A 15423-nucleotide genomic window follows, 5' to 3' on the forward strand; every position below is an offset into this window, starting at 1 on the left:
GAAGCTGCTAATCTTGCCAGAAACAATGTAATAAAGAGGGCGTTATATGTGGGTCGCAGCGGGTCAATTTAGCGTTTCTGCCGACTGGCAGGCCAATGCACAGGAGTGCGTCGCGTTGATGCGCACGGCAGCTGAACGTGGTGTGTCATTGCTGGTTCTGCCTGAAGCATTGCTGGCGCGTGATACCGCCGACCCGGATCTCAGCGTGAAATCCGCTCAGACGCTTGATGGCGGCTTTATGGAGCTACTGAAGACTCAGAGTCGTCAGGATACCCTGACGACCATTCTGACGCTGCACGTGCCTTCTACGGCGGGCAGGGCGATGAATACGCTGGTGGCGCTGCGTGGCGGAGAAGTGATTGCGCACTACCAGAAGCTGCACCTCTATGACGCGTTCAACGTGCAGGAGTCGAGGCTTGTGGATGCCGGTGATGTACTACCACCGCTGCTTGAAGTGGGCGAAATGCGCGTGGGGTTAATGACCTGCTACGATCTGCGTTTTCCGGAACTGGCATTGAGCCTGGCACTTCAGGGGGCAAATCTGCTGGTGTTACCGGCGGCATGGGTGCGAGGGCCGCTGAAGGAGCACCACTGGTCAACGCTTCTGGCCGCACGCGCGCTGGATACGACCTGCTATATCGTCGCTTCGGGCGAATGCGGCAGTCGGAATATTGGCCAGAGCCGTATTATCGACCCTTTAGGCGTCACGCTTGCCGGTGCCGGGGCGACGCCGCAACTTATAATGGCAGAAGTCTTTGAACAGCAGGTGAAAGAGGTTCGCGCACAATTACCGGTATTAACTAACCGCCGCTTTGCGCTACCGCAATTACTGTGACGTTTTTTTAAACAACACTTGATTCACCTTGTTACAGATTGCTATTGTGTGCGCGCGGTAAGATGACCGTTAATACGCTATGGTCATTTAACGCATTTTGCAGCCTGTTTTAGAGAAGAAGGTATCTATGGGTGAGATTAGTATTACCAAACTGCTGGTTGTCGCAGCGCTGATTATTCTGGTGTTTGGTACCAAAAAATTACGTACGCTGGGCGGTGACCTGGGCTCAGCAATCAAGGGCTTCAAGAAAGCCATGAACGAGGATGACGTCAGCGCGAAGAAAAGCGTTGATGCGGATGACATCCCGGCGGAAAAACTCTCTCACAAAGAGTAAGCAGCAGACATTGTATAAGGCGTGCGGACAAATTCTGCGTTAAGCAGATGCATGCTTTATAACGGGCGATAGCTGCCTGTAAAAAAGGGCCAACGCGGAGACGCATTGGCCTTTTTTGATGTCTGAAATATGACGAAAGGTATTAAGTTGCAATCAGATGTTTCTAATGCCGATATAAAAAAGCCGCTGCTTAAAGGCAACGGCTTCGTTAAACGCAGCGCCTGTGTTTATTTCACTTCCATCCCTTTCGCCTGCAGATCGGCGTGATAGGAGGAACGAACGAACGGGCCACACGCGGCGTGGGTGAAGCCCATCGCCAGCGCTTCCGCTTTCATCTCTTCAAACTCATCCGGGCTGACATAACGCTGTACCGGCAGGTGATGGCGGCTCGGTTGCAGATACTGTCCCAGGGTCAGCATGGTGACACCATGGCTGCGCAGGTCGCGCATCACTTCGATGATTTCCGCGTTGGTTTCACCCAGGCCGACCATCAGGCCAGATTTGGTTGGGATTTCCGGGTGCGCTTCTTTAAAGCGTTCCAGCAGCTTCAGCGACCAGTTGTAGTCCGCGCCCGGACGCACCTGGCGATAAATACGCGGCACGTTTTCCAGGTTGTGGTTAAAGACATCCGGCGGGGTTGCCGTCAGGATCTCTAACGCGCGATCCATGCGACCACGGAAGTCAGGAACCAGTGTCTCAATTTTGATCGCAGGACTTTTCTCGCGGATGGCGCTGATGCAATCGGCAAAGTGCTGGGCACCGCCGTCGCGCAGGTCATCACGGTCAACTGAGGTAATCACAACATAACGCAGCGCCATGTCGGCGATGGTTTGCGCCAGTTTACCCGGTTCGTTGGCATCCGGAGCAATCGGGCGACCGTGGGCAACGTCACAGAACGGGCAACGACGCGTACAGATCGCACCCAGAATCATGAATGTCGCAGTGCCGTGGTTAAAACATTCCGCCAGGTTCGGGCAAGAGGCTTCTTCACAAACAGAGTGCAGGCCATTCTTGCGCATCGCCGCTTTGATGCCCTGAATACGGGAGGAGTCCGCCGGAAGTTTGATTTTCATCCACTCGGGTTTGCGTAGCAGCGCTTCGCGCTCGGTGGCCACGTTTTTGACCGGGATAAGTGCCATTTTATCGGCGTCGCGGTACTTAACACCGCGTTCCATCACAATGGGTTTACTCATAGCATGCGTGTTCCAGTTGCGAGTCTTTAAGGAAAGCGTTTCAATTCAATGAAATGTTGCATTTATCAACTATTTTTGAATTCATTGTAAGCAGTATACCATTGAAACGGGTGTCAAAGCAGCCTGCCAGTGCGGCAAATTGTAAAATAGTTGTTGTTTTATGCTTTTTAGTTATCGGACGGACTGGCTCTTTTCGTGTTCAGAATGCCTGACGAATGACATCAATGACACCCTGCAAAACCGGATCCCGCAGGCTGAGTTTGTTGTAATGCAATGAAAATTCAACTTCTTCTTGCTGAATAGGGGCAAAATCAATGCTCGTCAGCGGCCAGCACTGGCGATAAAGAGAGAAGAACCGGCGCGGCATGATCCCCAACAGGTCGCTGCCGCCAATCAGTGATGCAATGGTGAATAAATTGTAACTGCTGAAACTCACCTGTCGGTCTGGCAGCATTTCATGGATGCGTTTATGCAGGCTGCTGTGGCTGCTGCCATCGGGCGTCAGCAGCGTATATTCATATGCCTTCAACAATGACAGCGTGATCGGTTGCTGTAAGATGGGGTGCCCATGGCGACAGACCACTACCAGCGGGTCGCGGAAAAGAGTGTGGCTGTATAGCGCTGGCATTGTCTGAGCATGACTATCGATGATCAAATCCGTCTGGAACTGACTAAGCTGGTTTTCTGTGTCGTTGACGGCAATATTACGTACCAGAATCTGCGGGAAGCGTTCTTTTATGGCCTGGTAAATTGCAGGCATGACAAGCGCCCCAACAGAGGGCGTCGTCCCAATGGTGAGGATACGTTGTTTATCGTAACTGCCAGTAAGATCCAGCGCGCCAAGTATCGACTCCAGCCCCTGGCTAATATATTCATGCAGGTGAGTGGCATAGGCCGTTGGCGTCACGCCCTGGCCTTTACGGACAAACAGCGGGTCAGGAAACAGTCCACGCAGTTTTTGAATCGACTGGCTGATGGCAGACGGTGTGATATTCAACACCTTTGCGGCATTAACAATACCCTTATGCACATAGACCGCTTCAAAAATTGTCAGCAAATTAAGATCAATATTACGTAAGGTGCGGAAAAGCTGGGTTGAATCATTTTTGATACGTGTCGGTGATTTGTCTTTTAATGGTCGCTGATATTCCACTCTGTTTGCCCTGTATATATTCACCGTGTGAATATCTTATTGCCTGTGTCATTATTATTATCGGTGATGAAAAATGCTGATTTTATTTTAATCGCATTTATTCAATGGGTTGTGATACTGCGAAAGTCGGATGTGTTAATTTCTGAACGGTGCAATGAGTGAAAAATATAGAAGTTTTATATTCTTGTAAAGAGAGAGAACGGGAAATGTTCTCAGCCCAATGATATTATCGGGCCGAGACGAAAAGAGATTAAGCGTGAATATATTCGTGTGGCGGATTGTTTAGCAGGGCTAAAAAATGTGAGACTAAAAGTGGCGAAATATTGTCAGGTGTGGCATCTGTTTTCCACTGCTGAACCTGCGTCATCTCCATACCGGCGTAACCGCAAGGATTGATGCGCAGGAACGGGGATAAATCCATCGCAATATTCAGTGCCAGGCCGTGGAACGAACACCCTTTACGAATTCGTAGCCCCAGGGAGCAGATTTTTTTCTCTCCCACGTAAACGCCAGGCGCATCGGCACGGGGATGCGCGTCAATACCGCATTCCGCCAGCGTATTCACGACCGTTTGTTCCAGCAGCGTCACCAGCTCACGCACGCCAAGCTTACGACGCTTCAGGTTCAGCAGCACATACATGACCTGCTGGCCCGGCCCGTGATAGGTCACCTGGCCGCCACGGTCGCTTTGAATGACGGGGATATCCCCCGGCACCAGTACGTGCTCCGCTTTACCGGCCTGGCCCTGAGTAAAAACAGGGTGATGCTCTACCAGCCAGATTTCATCGAGCGTTGTGTCGTCGCGTTGATCGGTAAACTCATGCATGGCCTGGGAGACGGGTTCATACGGCTGTAAACCAAGCTGGCGAATGAGAAGGGTATTGGTGTCCAAAACAGCATCTCCGTAGAGAAGGGAATTCATGGACGGGGAGTATATCACAAACAATTAACGTTACCCGGCAGGCCGGGTAACGTGGCAGGGATTACAGCACCATACGAACAATTTCGATATTGCCTAACTCTTCGTACAGCGTCTCCACTTGCTCAATATGCGTCGCGTTGATGGTAATGGACACCGAGTGGTAGTTGCCTTTGCTGCTCGGTTTTATCTGCGGAGAGTAATCACCAGGCGCATGGCGCTGTACCACTTCCACCACCTGGTCAACCAACTCAGGTTTCGCCAGACCCATCACTTTGTAGGTAAAGGGAGTCGGGAATTCAAGCAGTTCGTTCAGTTTGGTTTTCATGTCAGCTCCAGTGGTAAAAAGAACAACTCCCGCCGGACAGGCGGGAGTTGTTTAACGTTACATAGTATATGGGGATCGAAATCACACTTTCAAGTGGGTGATTTTTAACCAAACCAGTGATGGAACATTAATTTAATGTAATCAATGATTTTGCCGAAGAAGTTACCTTCCGGAATTTCCTGCAGCACCACCAGCGGACGCTGTTCAATCGTTTTGCCGTCCAGCTGGAAGTTAATTGTACCGACCACCTGGTTTTTCTGCAGCGGCGCGTGCAGTTCGGTAGAGGTCAGCACATAGCTGGCTTTCAGGTCTTTCATGCGACCGCGCGGGATAGTCAGGTAAACGTCTTTGTCCACGCCGAGGGAAGCACGATCGCTATCGCCGAACCAGGCGGGCTCAGAGGCGAACTCTTTACCGGCTTTCAGCGGGCTGACGGTTTCGAAGAAGCGGAAACCCCAGGTCAGCAGTTTTTTGCTTTCACTTTCGCGCCCTTTAAAGGTGCGCCCCCCCATTACGGCAGAGATCAGACGCATTTGCCCTTCGGTCGCGGATGCCACCAGGTTGTAGCCTGCTTTATCGGTGTGCCCGGTTTTAATACCATCAACGTTCAGGCTGTTGTCCCACAGCAGGCCGTTACGGTTGGTTTGACGAATACCATTAAAGGTGAACTCTTTCTCTTTATAAATCGTGTATTCGTTTGGCACATCGCGAATCAGCGCCTGACCGATTTTCGCCATATCGCGTGCGGAGCTGTACTGACCGTCAGCATCCAGGCCGTGAACGGTCTGGAAATGGGTATTTTGCAGGCCCAGCGCGCTGACGTAGCTGTTCATCAGGCCCACGAAGGAATCCTGACTGCCCGCCACGAAGTCGGCCATTGCCACGCAGGCATCGTTACCGGATTGCAGGTTGATTCCGCGGATCAACTGAGAAACAGGAACCTGCATGCCAGGTTTCAGGAACATCAGCGAAGAGCCTTTGAACACCGGATTGCCGGTCGCCCATGCGTCGTTGCCGATGGTGACCAGATCGGATTCTTTAAATTTACCCGCTTTCATCGCCTGGCCAATAACGTAGCTGGTCATCATTTTGGTCAGACTGGCCGGGTCGCGGCGGGCGTCAGCGTTTTGTTCCGCCAGAACTTTACCTGAGTTGTAGTCGATCAGGATATAGGATTCCGCGTCAATCTGCGGTACGCCTGGGATCATGGTTTTGATGTTTAAATCATCGGCATGGGCAGCGGAAGTCAGTACGGCGACTGAGAGCGCTGGGATAAGTAAGCAAGCAGAAAGAGAGGTCTTCATGGTCAGAACAACGACGTCCGTTTATGGAATTAAAAAAAGTGCCTTACTATAGCAAATGCACTGCGGGCAGGCATCCGACATCGCATACGACTTTGTTAATGACTTTTACATTCATTAGCAAACGCTATCGGAAGCCTGCTACATCTTAGTTGGCGCGTGTAATAAATGATTGCAACTGGGCTTCACTCTGCAAACGTTGTTGTAGGGTGCTGGCTTCGCCTTTATTGCTGAACGGGCCTAACTGAATACGCCAGACAGCACCGTTTTGCGTGACGCGTCCCGGCACAGAGAATTGCTGGCTCAGACGCTGTTGATACTGTTGCGCGCGCGCCTGGTCGCTGACGGCACCAACCTGAACCACAAAGTCACCGGTTGCGGCAGGCGCAGCCACTGGTGCGGCGACGGCCGCAGGGGCTGGCGTTGCTGCGGGCGCGGTCACCGGCGCGGCGGTTTGCACCGGCGGGGTAGGCTCGCTGCTCTCCAGTACACCGTTGTTGAGCGGGGTAGGGGCGCCGAGGAAACCACTGCTGCTGACAGGCGCACCGGCGGTATCTTCAGGTTTTAGCGTATCGTTGCTGATGGCACGCACATCGCCCTGGGGCATAGTCGCTTGCGGGGCTGATGACGCGCTGCCTAATCCACCGCTCAGATCCGGGCGCGCGGGTAGTGCGTAGGTCTGTTTTGCCACGGTTGTACAGGCCATACCCGGGCCCGACAGCGTGCCGTCCTGGGCCACGATAATCGGATCAATACGCACTTTGGTGTTGTTCGACGTATTCAAACGGTCGGCTGCCGCGCGCGAGAGGGAAATCACGCGATCGTTGCCATATGGGCCGCGATCGTTAATCCGCACGACGATCATACGCCCATTCGCCAGGTTGGTGACACGCGCGTAGCTCGGCACCGGCAACGTAGGATGCGCGGCGGTGATTTGCATCGGGTCGAATGTTTCGCCGGTCGCCGTCAGATTGCTGCCGGGTTCCGCGTCGTAAATAGCGGCAAAACCTGCCTGGCTGAAATTGGCAGGATCCTGCACGATTTTGTAGTTTTTACCGTCGCGCTGGTAATCCTGGTTTGCGGTGGCGCTCAGCGGCTCAAAGCGCGGATCGGCCCCGCTGATTTCCACTATCGGGCCATTACATACTGCGGGCTGCGGAACGGTGACGGTTTTTTGTTGCACATCATCATTCGAACAACCTGCCAGCAATCCTGCTGCGATGCAGATCCCCAGCCAAAGCTTTTGCATTGAGCACCTCTTAGACGCTTTTCGACAACATTTTTCTGTGGGTGTGTATCGACATGACGATACCGAACCCGGCCATCAGTACAATAAGGGCCGAGCCCCCGTAGCTGACCAGCGGTAGCGGAACGCCCACCACCGGAAGGATGCCACTTACCATACCAATATTTACAAAGACATAAACGAATAAAATCAGCATCAGGCCACCGGCCATGACGCGGCCAAAGGTGGTTTGCGCCTGGGCGGCAATCCACAGCCCGCGCATAATCAGCAGCACGTACAGCGCCAGCAAAACCAGAATGCCAATCAGCCCCAGTTCTTCCGCCAGAACGGCGAAGATAAAGTCGGTGTGACGTTCAGGCAGAAATTCCAGCTGCGACTGGGTGCCGTGCAGCCAGCCTTTCCCACGCAGGCCGCCGGAGCCTATCGCAATTTTAGACTGAATAATATGATAACCCGCGCCAAGCGGATCTGACTCCGGATCGAGCAGCATCATGACACGCTGACGTTGATAGTCGTGCATCAGGAAGAACCACAATATTGGAATAAAGGCGGCAATAAGAACGACGGCGATGCCGATAAGCCGCCAGCTCAGACCGGAGAGGAACAGCACAAATAAACCGGAGAGCAGAACCAGTATTGACGTGCCGAGGTCAGGCTGCGCCGCGACCAGCAGCGTGGGCATGAAGATGAGTATCAGCGCGATACCCGTATTTTTCAACGACGGTGGGCAGACATCACGGTTGATAAAGCGCGCAACCATCAGGGGCACTGCAATTTTGGCAATCTCTGACGGCTGGAAGCGCACAATACCAAGATCGAGCCAACGTTGCGCGCCTTTAGAGATAGCACCGAAAGCATCGACCGCCACCAACAAAATAATACAGAAGATATAGAGCCAGGGCGCCCATCCTTCATACACGCGCGGCGGGATTTGCGCCATCACCACCATGATCACCAGACCCATGGCAATCTGGCCGATTTTACGCTCCATCATGCCGATGTCCTGGCCGCTGGCGCTCCAGATGACCAACGAACTGTAGGTCAGCAGCGCCAGCAGGATCAGCATCATGGCCGGATCGATGTGGATTTTATCCCACAGCGATTTTTTGTTCGGATTATCCGTCATGTTTATTGGTCCTCCGCCGCCGTTGCGGCCGGATTTTCGGCTGGCAATTCGGTGTTGTTATCGCCAAGCATAATGTGGTCGAGAATTTGACGCATAATCGTCCCCACCGCCGGGCCTGCGCCGCCGTTCTCCAGAATAATGGCAACGGCAACTTTCGGATCGTTGTACGGTGCGAAGGCGGTCATCAGTTTATGGTCGCGCAGACGTTCGGCAATTTTATGCGCGTTATAAGTTTCATTCGCTTTGAGGCCGAATACCTGTGCGGTACCGGACTTAGCCGCAATTTTATACGGCGCGCTGGCAAAGTATTTATGCGCAGTACCGTTGCCACGGTTGGCGACGCCATACATTCCATCTTTGGCGATTTCCCAGAAACCGGAATGAATATCGCCTACCGGCGGTTCATGTGGCTGCTCCCAGGGGATCTGTTTCCCGGCTTCGGTGGTGCTCATCAACAGATGCGGTACTTTCACGACGCCATCGTTAATCAGGATCATCAGCGCTTTGCTCATCTGAATCGGCGTTGCCGTCCAGTAGCCCTGGCCGATACCGACCGGAATGGTGTCGCCCTGATACCACGGCTTTTTGAAGCGCTTCTGCTTCCACTCGCGGGTCGGCATGTTACCGGAACGCTCTTCCGCAAGGTCGATTCCCGTGTAATGGCCATAACCAAATTTCCCCATCCACTCGGACAGGCGGTCAATACCCATGTCATAGGCGACCTGATAGAAGAAGGTATCCGCGGATTCTTCCAGCGCTTTCGTCACGTTGAGGTGGCCGTGCCCCCATTTTTTCCAGTCACGATAGCGTTTTTCTGAGCCCGGCAACTGCCACCAACCGGGGTCAAACAGGCTGGTATTGCGGGTTATCACGCCTGCGCTGAGGGCGGATACGGACACATAGGGTTTAACGGTAGAGGCCGGAGGATAAACGCCCTGGGTGGCGCGGTTAACCAGCGGTGTATTCGGATCGTTTAGCAACCCGGAATAGTCTTTGCTGGAGATACCGTCCACAAACAGGTTTGGATCGTAGCTTGGCATGGAAACCAGCGCCAGAATACCGCCGGTGCGTGGGTCGGTAACCACAACGGCCGCACGGCTGCCGGCCAGCAGCGTTTCAATGTACTGTTGCAGCTTAAGATCGAGCGTCAGGTAGATATCGTGCCCGGCCTGCGGCGGCACTTCCTTCAGCTGTCGGATAACGCGCCCACGGTTGTTGACCTCAACTTCTTCATATCCGGTCTGACCGTGTAGCACATCTTCATAATAGCGTTCGATACCGAGCTTTCCGATATCATGGGTTGCCGCGTAGTTAGCGAGTTTGCCGTCTTTGTCGAGTCGATCAACGTCTTTATCGTTAATTTTTGAGACGTAGCCGATGACGTGGGTGAGGGCAGAACCAAACGGATAGTAGCGGCGTTTATAGCCTTTCACCTCCACGCCCGGGAAGCGGTACTGATTCACCGCAAAGCGCGCCACCTGCACTTCCGTCAGGTTAGTTTTCACCGGGATAGAGGTAAAACGATGCGAGCGCGAACGCTCCTTTTTGAAATTGGCGATATCATCATCGTTGAGATCGACTACGCCGCGCAGCGCTTCGAGTGTGTCCTGCACGCTGTCGACTTTTTCCGGCATCATCTCCAGTTGGTAGATAGTGCGGTTGAGCGCCAGCGGGGTACCGTTGCGATCGTAGATAATGCCGCGGCTTGGCGCTATTGGCACAAGCTTGATGCGGTTCTCGTTGGAACGGGTTTGATAATCGGTAAAACGGACAATCTGCAGATTATAGAGGTTAGCGATCAGCACGCCGGTAAGCAGCAAAATCCCCGTAAAGGCGACCAGCGCCCGGCGCACAAACAGCGCAGACTCAGCCGAATAGTCGCGAAAAGAATTCTGTAGTTTCATTCGCTGCTTAATTTACCCTGGTCATCATTACTCGCGGTGGTAAGGGTGGTTGGTGGTGATGCTCCACGCCCGGTACAGACTCTCGGCGACCAGCACGCGCACCAGCGGGTGCGGCATCGTGAGGTTCGAAAGCGACCAGCTCTGTTCAGCGGCGGCTTTACAGGCCGGAGAAAGCCCCTCAGGCCCGCCAATCAGCAGGCTGACGTCGCGGCCATCCTGCTTCCAGCGCTCCAGTTCGACCGCCAGATGGGGCGTATCCCACGGTTTGCCGGGAATATCGAGCGTGACAATGCGATTTTTACCGGCGGCGGCGAGCATCAGCTCGCCTTCTTTATCGAGAATACGTTTGATGTCCGCATTCTTACCGCGCTTACCGGCAGGAATTTCTACCAGTTCAAACGGCATGTCTTTCGGAAAACGGCGCAGATACTCGGTAAACCCGGTTTGTACCCAATCCGGCATTTTGGTGCCGACGGCGACCAACTGCAGCTTCACAACTTAACTCCAGAGCTTTTCCAGTTCATACAGGCGACGGCTCTCTTCCTGCATGACGTGGACAATCACATCGCCTAAATCGACAACAACCCAATCGGCGACGTTTTCGCCTTCCACGCCCAGCGGCATTAAGCCCGCGGCGCGAGATTCCTGAACAACATGATCGGCGATAGACATGACATGACGGCTGGATGTGCCGGTGCAGATCACCATGCAATCGGTGATGCTGGATTTACCGTGAACGTCGATAGCCACGATGTCCTGACCTTTCAGGTCATCAATTTTGTCGATTACAAAATCCTGGAGTGCTTTACCCTGCAAGTGTGTTCCCCTTGGGTGTGTGAAGAAAATCGTCGTAGAGCCCGACAGTATACCCGAACTGAAGGCGTTGTCGGGACAAATGTCACCGGACGGGTCGTAAGGCGGGCTATCATCCCATTCATTAATAACGAATGCATCGCCATTTTTGTAAAACAATTTTTGCCAATAGCTGCATCTGGAATGATTCTGGCTGCGGAGAATAACAGTCTGTCGGCGGGTGTCAATGGCTGCGCCGGACGCGGCGGTAGAAATCGGGATTATCCCGCTTCTGGCTGCCAGCGTGCGCGGCTATTGAGGACGCGAAGCGTGGCAAACGCAGGTGTAAACTCAATAACGCTCCAGGCGCCCTGGTCGATGCGAAAATGCCACATTGCTGATGATGGCATCTTCAGTAAAAGTGCGGTCAAAAGACTTAAGACGCCCTGGTGACTGACCAGCAGCAGGTTCTGGTAATCTCGCTCGGGAAGTCTGTCGATAAAGGCATTAACCCGCGCAGAGAAAGCCTGGAAGCCTTCGCCGTTGGTGGGGATAGCATTCTGCCAGTCGTTACACCAGGCGTCATAATTGGCTGCGTCTTCGATAACCAAATCACGGTGGTGGCGCATCTCCCAGTCGCCAAAAAACATCTCATTGAGCTGGGGGACAATTTCGGGCACAAGCGGGCGATCGCCCAGCAGCAGGCGCGCGGTTTGCTGCGTACGTTCCAGTTCGCTGCACATCACATGATCAAAAGGCACCCGTTGCAGGAGCGTACCGAGCGTCTCGGCTTGCCCGATGCCTTTTGCCGTCAGCGGGGTAGGCGAGTGGCCGGAGTACAGCCCATCGACATTTGCCTGGGTTTCTCCGTGACGAACCAGCCAGAGTTTCATTGTGTTTCTCCCTGAATCAACAAACTGAAGTAAGATACTGCTTTTTGGCGGAGAAGTATCATGGCTAAGCTTACCAGCACGCACGGCGGTAATATTCGCGAGGCGGCGCAGTTGCTGGGCATTGAACCCGCTTTGCTCGTTGATTTTAGCGCGAATATTAATCCGTTGGGTATGCCGGAGACGCTCAAACAGGCGTTGTTTGCGCAAATTGGTGTGGCGGAACGCTATCCGGATGTGGAGTATCAGCGTCTGCATCAGCAACTGGCGGCGCACCATGAGGTTCCCGTTGAGTGGGTTCTGGCCGGTAATGGCGAAACGGAATCCATTTATACGCTGGCGCAGGGGCTTCAACCGCAGCGAGCCATGCTGGTGACGCCGGGTTTTGCGGAATATCGACGCGCGCTGGCGCAGATCGGTTGTCAGATCAGCGAATTTTCCCTGTGCGAAGACGAGAGCTGGCAGCTTACCGAACGCTTGCTTCCGGCACTGACCGCTGAGCTGGATTGCCTGTTTCTGTGTACGCCGAATAACCCGACCGGGCTTTATCCTGATGCATCATTATTGGCGGCGATTATGGAACGCTGTCGGGCGCTGTCGATAACGTTGGTGGTGGATGAGGCGTTTCTTGATTTCCTTCCTGACGAGCCAGGGCTGATCCCGCACCTGGAGAATAACCCGCATGTTTGGGTGCTGCGCTCGCTAACCAAATTTTATGCCATTCCGGGGCTGCGTCTGGGGTATTTGCTGAACAGCGACGCTGACGCCGTGGCGCGATTACGTCAACGCCAGATGCCCTGGTCTATCAATGCATTTGCGGCGTTGGCGGGCGAAATGGTTCTGCACGATCGTGCATATCAGCAGGCAACCTGGCAGTGGCTGGCGAAGGAAAGAGCGGCGTTGCTGTCGCGGCTGCGTGACTTTTCCGCGCTGACGGTCTGGGAAGGGCGCGCGAACTACCTGTTTTTACGCTGTAATATTCCGGGCCTGGATTTACAGCAGGCGCTGCTGACGCGTCATGTGCTCATTCGTAGCTGTGCGAATTATCCGGGGCTGGACGGGCGTTATTATCGCGTGGCGATTCGCAGTCGGGAAGAAAACGCCCGGCTGTGCCAGGCGTTGAAAGAGGTATTTAGCGGTACAAGCCCTGCTGCATGATGTATTCCAGCACCGGTGCGGGCATCATTTCGTCGCAGGATTCGCCGTTTTGTAATCGTTCGCGAATGATGGTGGCGGAGATATCAAACCACGGCGTCTCGGCGAGGAAGATTTTCCCCGCAGGCAGTGCGTGCAGATCTTCCGAGCGCAGCGTCAGTCGGTCATCCAGCCACTGCTGATGCTCCGGCTGCTTCATCGTCATTGGGTAGCCGGGCCGACGCGTGACAATCAGATGCGCGTTATCCAGAATGGTTTCGTACTGGTGCCAGGTGGGAAACGTCAGTAAGGAATCCTGTCCGATGATAAACGCCAGCGGCGTTTCCGGCCCTTCCTCCTGACGCCACTCCTGTAAGGTTTGCGCCGTATAAGACGGCATGTCGCGGCGCAGCTCACGTTCGTCCAGCACAAATAACGGTTTATCGGCAATCGCCAGTTCCACCATATGTTTGCGTTGATCGCTGGTGGCTTCTGGCTGCGGACGGTGCGGCGGCACGTTATTTGGCATAATAATTATGCGCGATAACCCTATCTGATTTGCCAGAATTTCTACTGGCTTCAGATGACCATAATGAATGGGATCGAAAGTACCGCCAAACAGTGCCTGGAGCTTAGTCATATTATCCGTCAATAAATACGTCGGCTAAGGCTTTATGGCAAAGCAGTAGCGACAGGCTTTCCAGTTCAGCCCACACAGACTGACCGAAATCCTGCTTCAAAGTAAGTTCCGCACGCGTCAGCAGGGTGACCGCCTGACGTAACTGGTCACCGCTCAAGCGATTAATCGCGTCGCCCACCAGACCACGGCGATTCTGCCAGACGCGATGTTTATCAAACAGTGCGCGCAGCGGCGTATGAGCGCTCTGGCGCTTGATGTTCACCAGTAGCAGCAGTTCGCGTTGCAGCGTACGCAGCAAAATGACCGGCTCACTGCCTTCAAGCCGCAGCTGTTGCAGGATATGCAGGGCACGTTTGCTTTTTCCCGCCAGCAGGGCATCAACCCAGTGGAAGGGCGTAAAGTGCGCGGCATCATTCACCGCCTGTTCCACGCGTGGCAGAGTCAGTTTACCGTCCGGCCACAGCAGCGATAAGCGTTCCAGCGCCTGTGACAACGCCAACAGGTTGCCTTCGTAGCAGTAACACAATAGCTGGCTGGCCGGTTCATCCAACTGAATATTGAGCTGTTTCGCGCGCGTCGCCAGCCAGCGGGGAAGCTGGGCTTGCTCTGGCGTCTGACAGCTTACCTGAACGGCATTGCTGGCAAGAGTGCTCACCCATGCGGCATTTTCCTGCGCTTTGGTGAGTTTGTTACCGCGAATAATGAGCAACAGATCGTCATGCAGCAGCGAAACCAGGCGCGTTAACTGTTCGTTGATCGCAGCATTCGGGCCGTTTTCCGGCAGCAGCAGTAACAGCGTCTGGCGGCTGGAGAACAGGCTCAGGGCCTGGCTTAGCGAGAAGATCTCGTTCCAGTCGGTGCTGGCGTCGAGGGAAAAGGTGTGATGCTCGATAAAGCCCTGTTCAGTGGCCGCATGGCGCACGGCGTCCTGGCTCTCCTGAAGCAGTAACGGATCGTTACCGAGCAGCAGATACGCCGCGCGCAGCCCTTCAGAGAGCTGCGCACGGAGTTGTTCTGGATACAACCGAATCATCAGTTACCCAGAGTGGTGGAGACGCGGCCAGGGCCAATCGGCGATTCTTCCGCCATTGGTACGGTATCTGGCGCCGTTTTACTGTCGGCGATGTGTACGCTCGGCAGTTTACGGATCAACTGTTCAGCCGCTTTATCGTACATTTCGTTGATGATAATCGTCTGCTCGGCATCTTTCGCCAGCGCACGCTGCGGGTTATCGAAGAACGAACGGTACACTTTGGTCGAGATCGGGAAGATATCCTGACCCGGGATCAGCACCGACGCACGCACGGTTAATACCATCTGGTATTCCGCCGTCTGCCCGTTCTGGAACACGGATGCCGTATCTTTCGAAATGCCGGAGCTGATAATACGCAGCGACGGTACGTCTTTACGCAGAGTGCTGTCTTCCAGCAGGGTGATGTCGTTCAGACGCAGCTGATTACGCACCGCACGGCTTAACGGGCCGTTCGGATCGCCGGACTGGAAGATCATCGTTTTCATTTCGCTGGGCACCTGCGTCGTACTACGCAAGTGCCAGCCGCATCCGGCGGTGACCAGCACCGCCAAAGATAACAACAGAGTTGTCAGATATCGCACGCTTCCTCCCGCGC

Annotated in this window: 17 protein-coding genes; 3 read left to right on the top strand and 14 right to left on the bottom strand. The window is 54.1% G+C overall.

Annotated features, from left to right (window positions below; genetic code table 11):
* The first annotated feature begins 46 nt into the window (after window positions 1-46).
* Together DBY68_RS05890 and tatE are read left to right on the top strand one after the other, a co-directional pair.
* Complete coding sequence (locus DBY68_RS05890; protein WP_108473941.1) at window positions 47-835, top strand: deaminated glutathione amidase; 789 nt, start codon at window positions 47-49, stop codon at window positions 833-835.
* A 127-nt stretch (window positions 836-962) separates the two neighbouring features.
* Window positions 963-1169, top strand: coding sequence for a twin-arginine translocase subunit TatE (gene tatE, locus DBY68_RS05895; protein ID WP_108473940.1), 207 nt, complete (start codon window positions 963-965; stop codon window positions 1167-1169).
* A gap of 227 nt (window positions 1170-1396) precedes the next feature.
* On the opposite strand, the gene lipA is transcribed toward tatE, so the two are convergent.
* The 11 genes from lipA to DBY68_RS05955 form a co-directional block, all read right to left on the bottom strand.
* On the bottom strand, window positions 1397-2362 hold the full coding sequence (lipA, locus tag DBY68_RS05900) for a lipoyl synthase (protein ID WP_108473939.1): 966 nt from the start codon (window positions 2360-2362) through the stop codon (window positions 1397-1399).
* Window positions 2363-2561: 199 nt separating this feature from the next.
* Complete coding sequence (locus DBY68_RS05905) at window positions 2562-3515, bottom strand: YbeF family transcriptional regulator (protein ID WP_108473938.1); 954 nt, start codon at window positions 3513-3515, stop codon at window positions 2562-2564.
* 250 nt (window positions 3516-3765) lie between these two features.
* Window positions 3766-4407: a lipoyl(octanoyl) transferase LipB gene (gene lipB, locus DBY68_RS05910; RefSeq protein WP_108473937.1), complete on the bottom strand. Its 642-nt coding sequence runs from the start codon at window positions 4405-4407 to the stop codon at window positions 3766-3768.
* A gap of 91 nt (window positions 4408-4498) precedes the next feature.
* Window positions 4499-4762 (bottom strand): DUF493 family protein YbeD, encoded by a 264-nt coding sequence (ybeD, locus tag DBY68_RS05915; RefSeq protein ID WP_015965386.1) that lies wholly within the window; start codon window positions 4760-4762, stop codon window positions 4499-4501.
* 104 nt (window positions 4763-4866) lie between these two features.
* Complete coding sequence (dacA, locus tag DBY68_RS05920) at window positions 4867-6066, bottom strand: D-alanyl-D-alanine carboxypeptidase DacA (RefSeq protein WP_015965385.1); 1200 nt, start codon at window positions 6064-6066, stop codon at window positions 4867-4869.
* A 145-nt stretch (window positions 6067-6211) separates the two neighbouring features.
* Window positions 6212-7312, bottom strand: coding sequence for an endolytic peptidoglycan transglycosylase RlpA (gene rlpA, locus DBY68_RS05925; protein WP_108473936.1), 1101 nt, complete (start codon window positions 7310-7312; stop codon window positions 6212-6214).
* Window positions 7313-7322: 10 nt separating this feature from the next.
* Window positions 7323-8435 (bottom strand): peptidoglycan glycosyltransferase MrdB, encoded by a 1113-nt coding sequence (gene mrdB / locus DBY68_RS05930; RefSeq protein ID WP_108473935.1) that lies wholly within the window; start codon window positions 8433-8435, stop codon window positions 7323-7325.
* A gap of 2 nt (window positions 8436-8437) precedes the next feature.
* Entirely contained in the window at window positions 8438-10339 is a 1902-nt protein-coding gene (gene mrdA, locus DBY68_RS05935) for a peptidoglycan DD-transpeptidase MrdA (RefSeq protein WP_108473934.1), read from the bottom strand.
* A gap of 27 nt (window positions 10340-10366) precedes the next feature.
* Window positions 10367-10834 (bottom strand): 23S rRNA (pseudouridine(1915)-N(3))-methyltransferase RlmH, encoded by a 468-nt coding sequence (gene rlmH, locus DBY68_RS05940; protein ID WP_108473933.1) that lies wholly within the window; start codon window positions 10832-10834, stop codon window positions 10367-10369.
* Between the two features lie 3 nt (window positions 10835-10837).
* Window positions 10838-11155 (bottom strand): ribosome silencing factor, encoded by a 318-nt coding sequence (gene rsfS, locus DBY68_RS05945; protein ID WP_041686290.1) that lies wholly within the window; start codon window positions 11153-11155, stop codon window positions 10838-10840.
* Window positions 11156-11412: 257 nt separating this feature from the next.
* Entirely contained in the window at window positions 11413-12024 is a 612-nt protein-coding gene (locus tag DBY68_RS05955; protein ID WP_108473932.1) for an adenosylcobalamin/alpha-ribazole phosphatase, read from the bottom strand.
* A gap of 60 nt (window positions 12025-12084) precedes the next feature.
* On the opposite strand from DBY68_RS05955, the gene cobD reads away from it, so the two are divergent.
* Window positions 12085-13179 carry a threonine-phosphate decarboxylase CobD gene (cobD, locus tag DBY68_RS05960; RefSeq protein WP_108473931.1) on the top strand — a complete coding sequence of 365 codons (1095 nt, stop codon included), beginning with the start codon at window positions 12085-12087 and terminating at the stop codon, window positions 13177-13179.
* Here the strand turns inward: cobD and nadD are convergent.
* The 3 genes from nadD to lptE are packed head-to-tail and all read right to left on the bottom strand — an operon-like array spanning window position 13154 to window position 15409.
* Window positions 13154-13795: a nicotinate-nucleotide adenylyltransferase gene (gene nadD, locus DBY68_RS05965; protein WP_108473930.1), complete on the bottom strand. Its 642-nt coding sequence runs from the start codon at window positions 13793-13795 to the stop codon at window positions 13154-13156. The two genes, cobD and nadD, sit on opposite strands and share 26 nt — an antisense overlap.
* Before the next feature lies 1 nt (window position 13796).
* Window positions 13797-14828 (bottom strand): DNA polymerase III subunit delta, encoded by a 1032-nt coding sequence (gene holA / locus DBY68_RS05970; protein ID WP_108473929.1) that lies wholly within the window; start codon window positions 14826-14828, stop codon window positions 13797-13799.
* Window positions 14828-15409: an LPS assembly lipoprotein LptE gene (gene lptE / locus DBY68_RS05975; RefSeq protein ID WP_108473928.1), complete on the bottom strand. Its 582-nt coding sequence runs from the start codon at window positions 15407-15409 to the stop codon at window positions 14828-14830. Before lptE ends, holA begins: the two co-directional genes overlap by 1 nt.
* Window positions 15410-15423: the final 14 nt, after the last annotated feature.

Origin of the sequence: Pseudocitrobacter sp. RIT415 (assembly GCF_003057695.2) — a bacterium.
GTDB lineage: Bacteria > Pseudomonadota > Gammaproteobacteria > Enterobacterales > Enterobacteriaceae > Pseudocitrobacter > Pseudocitrobacter faecalis.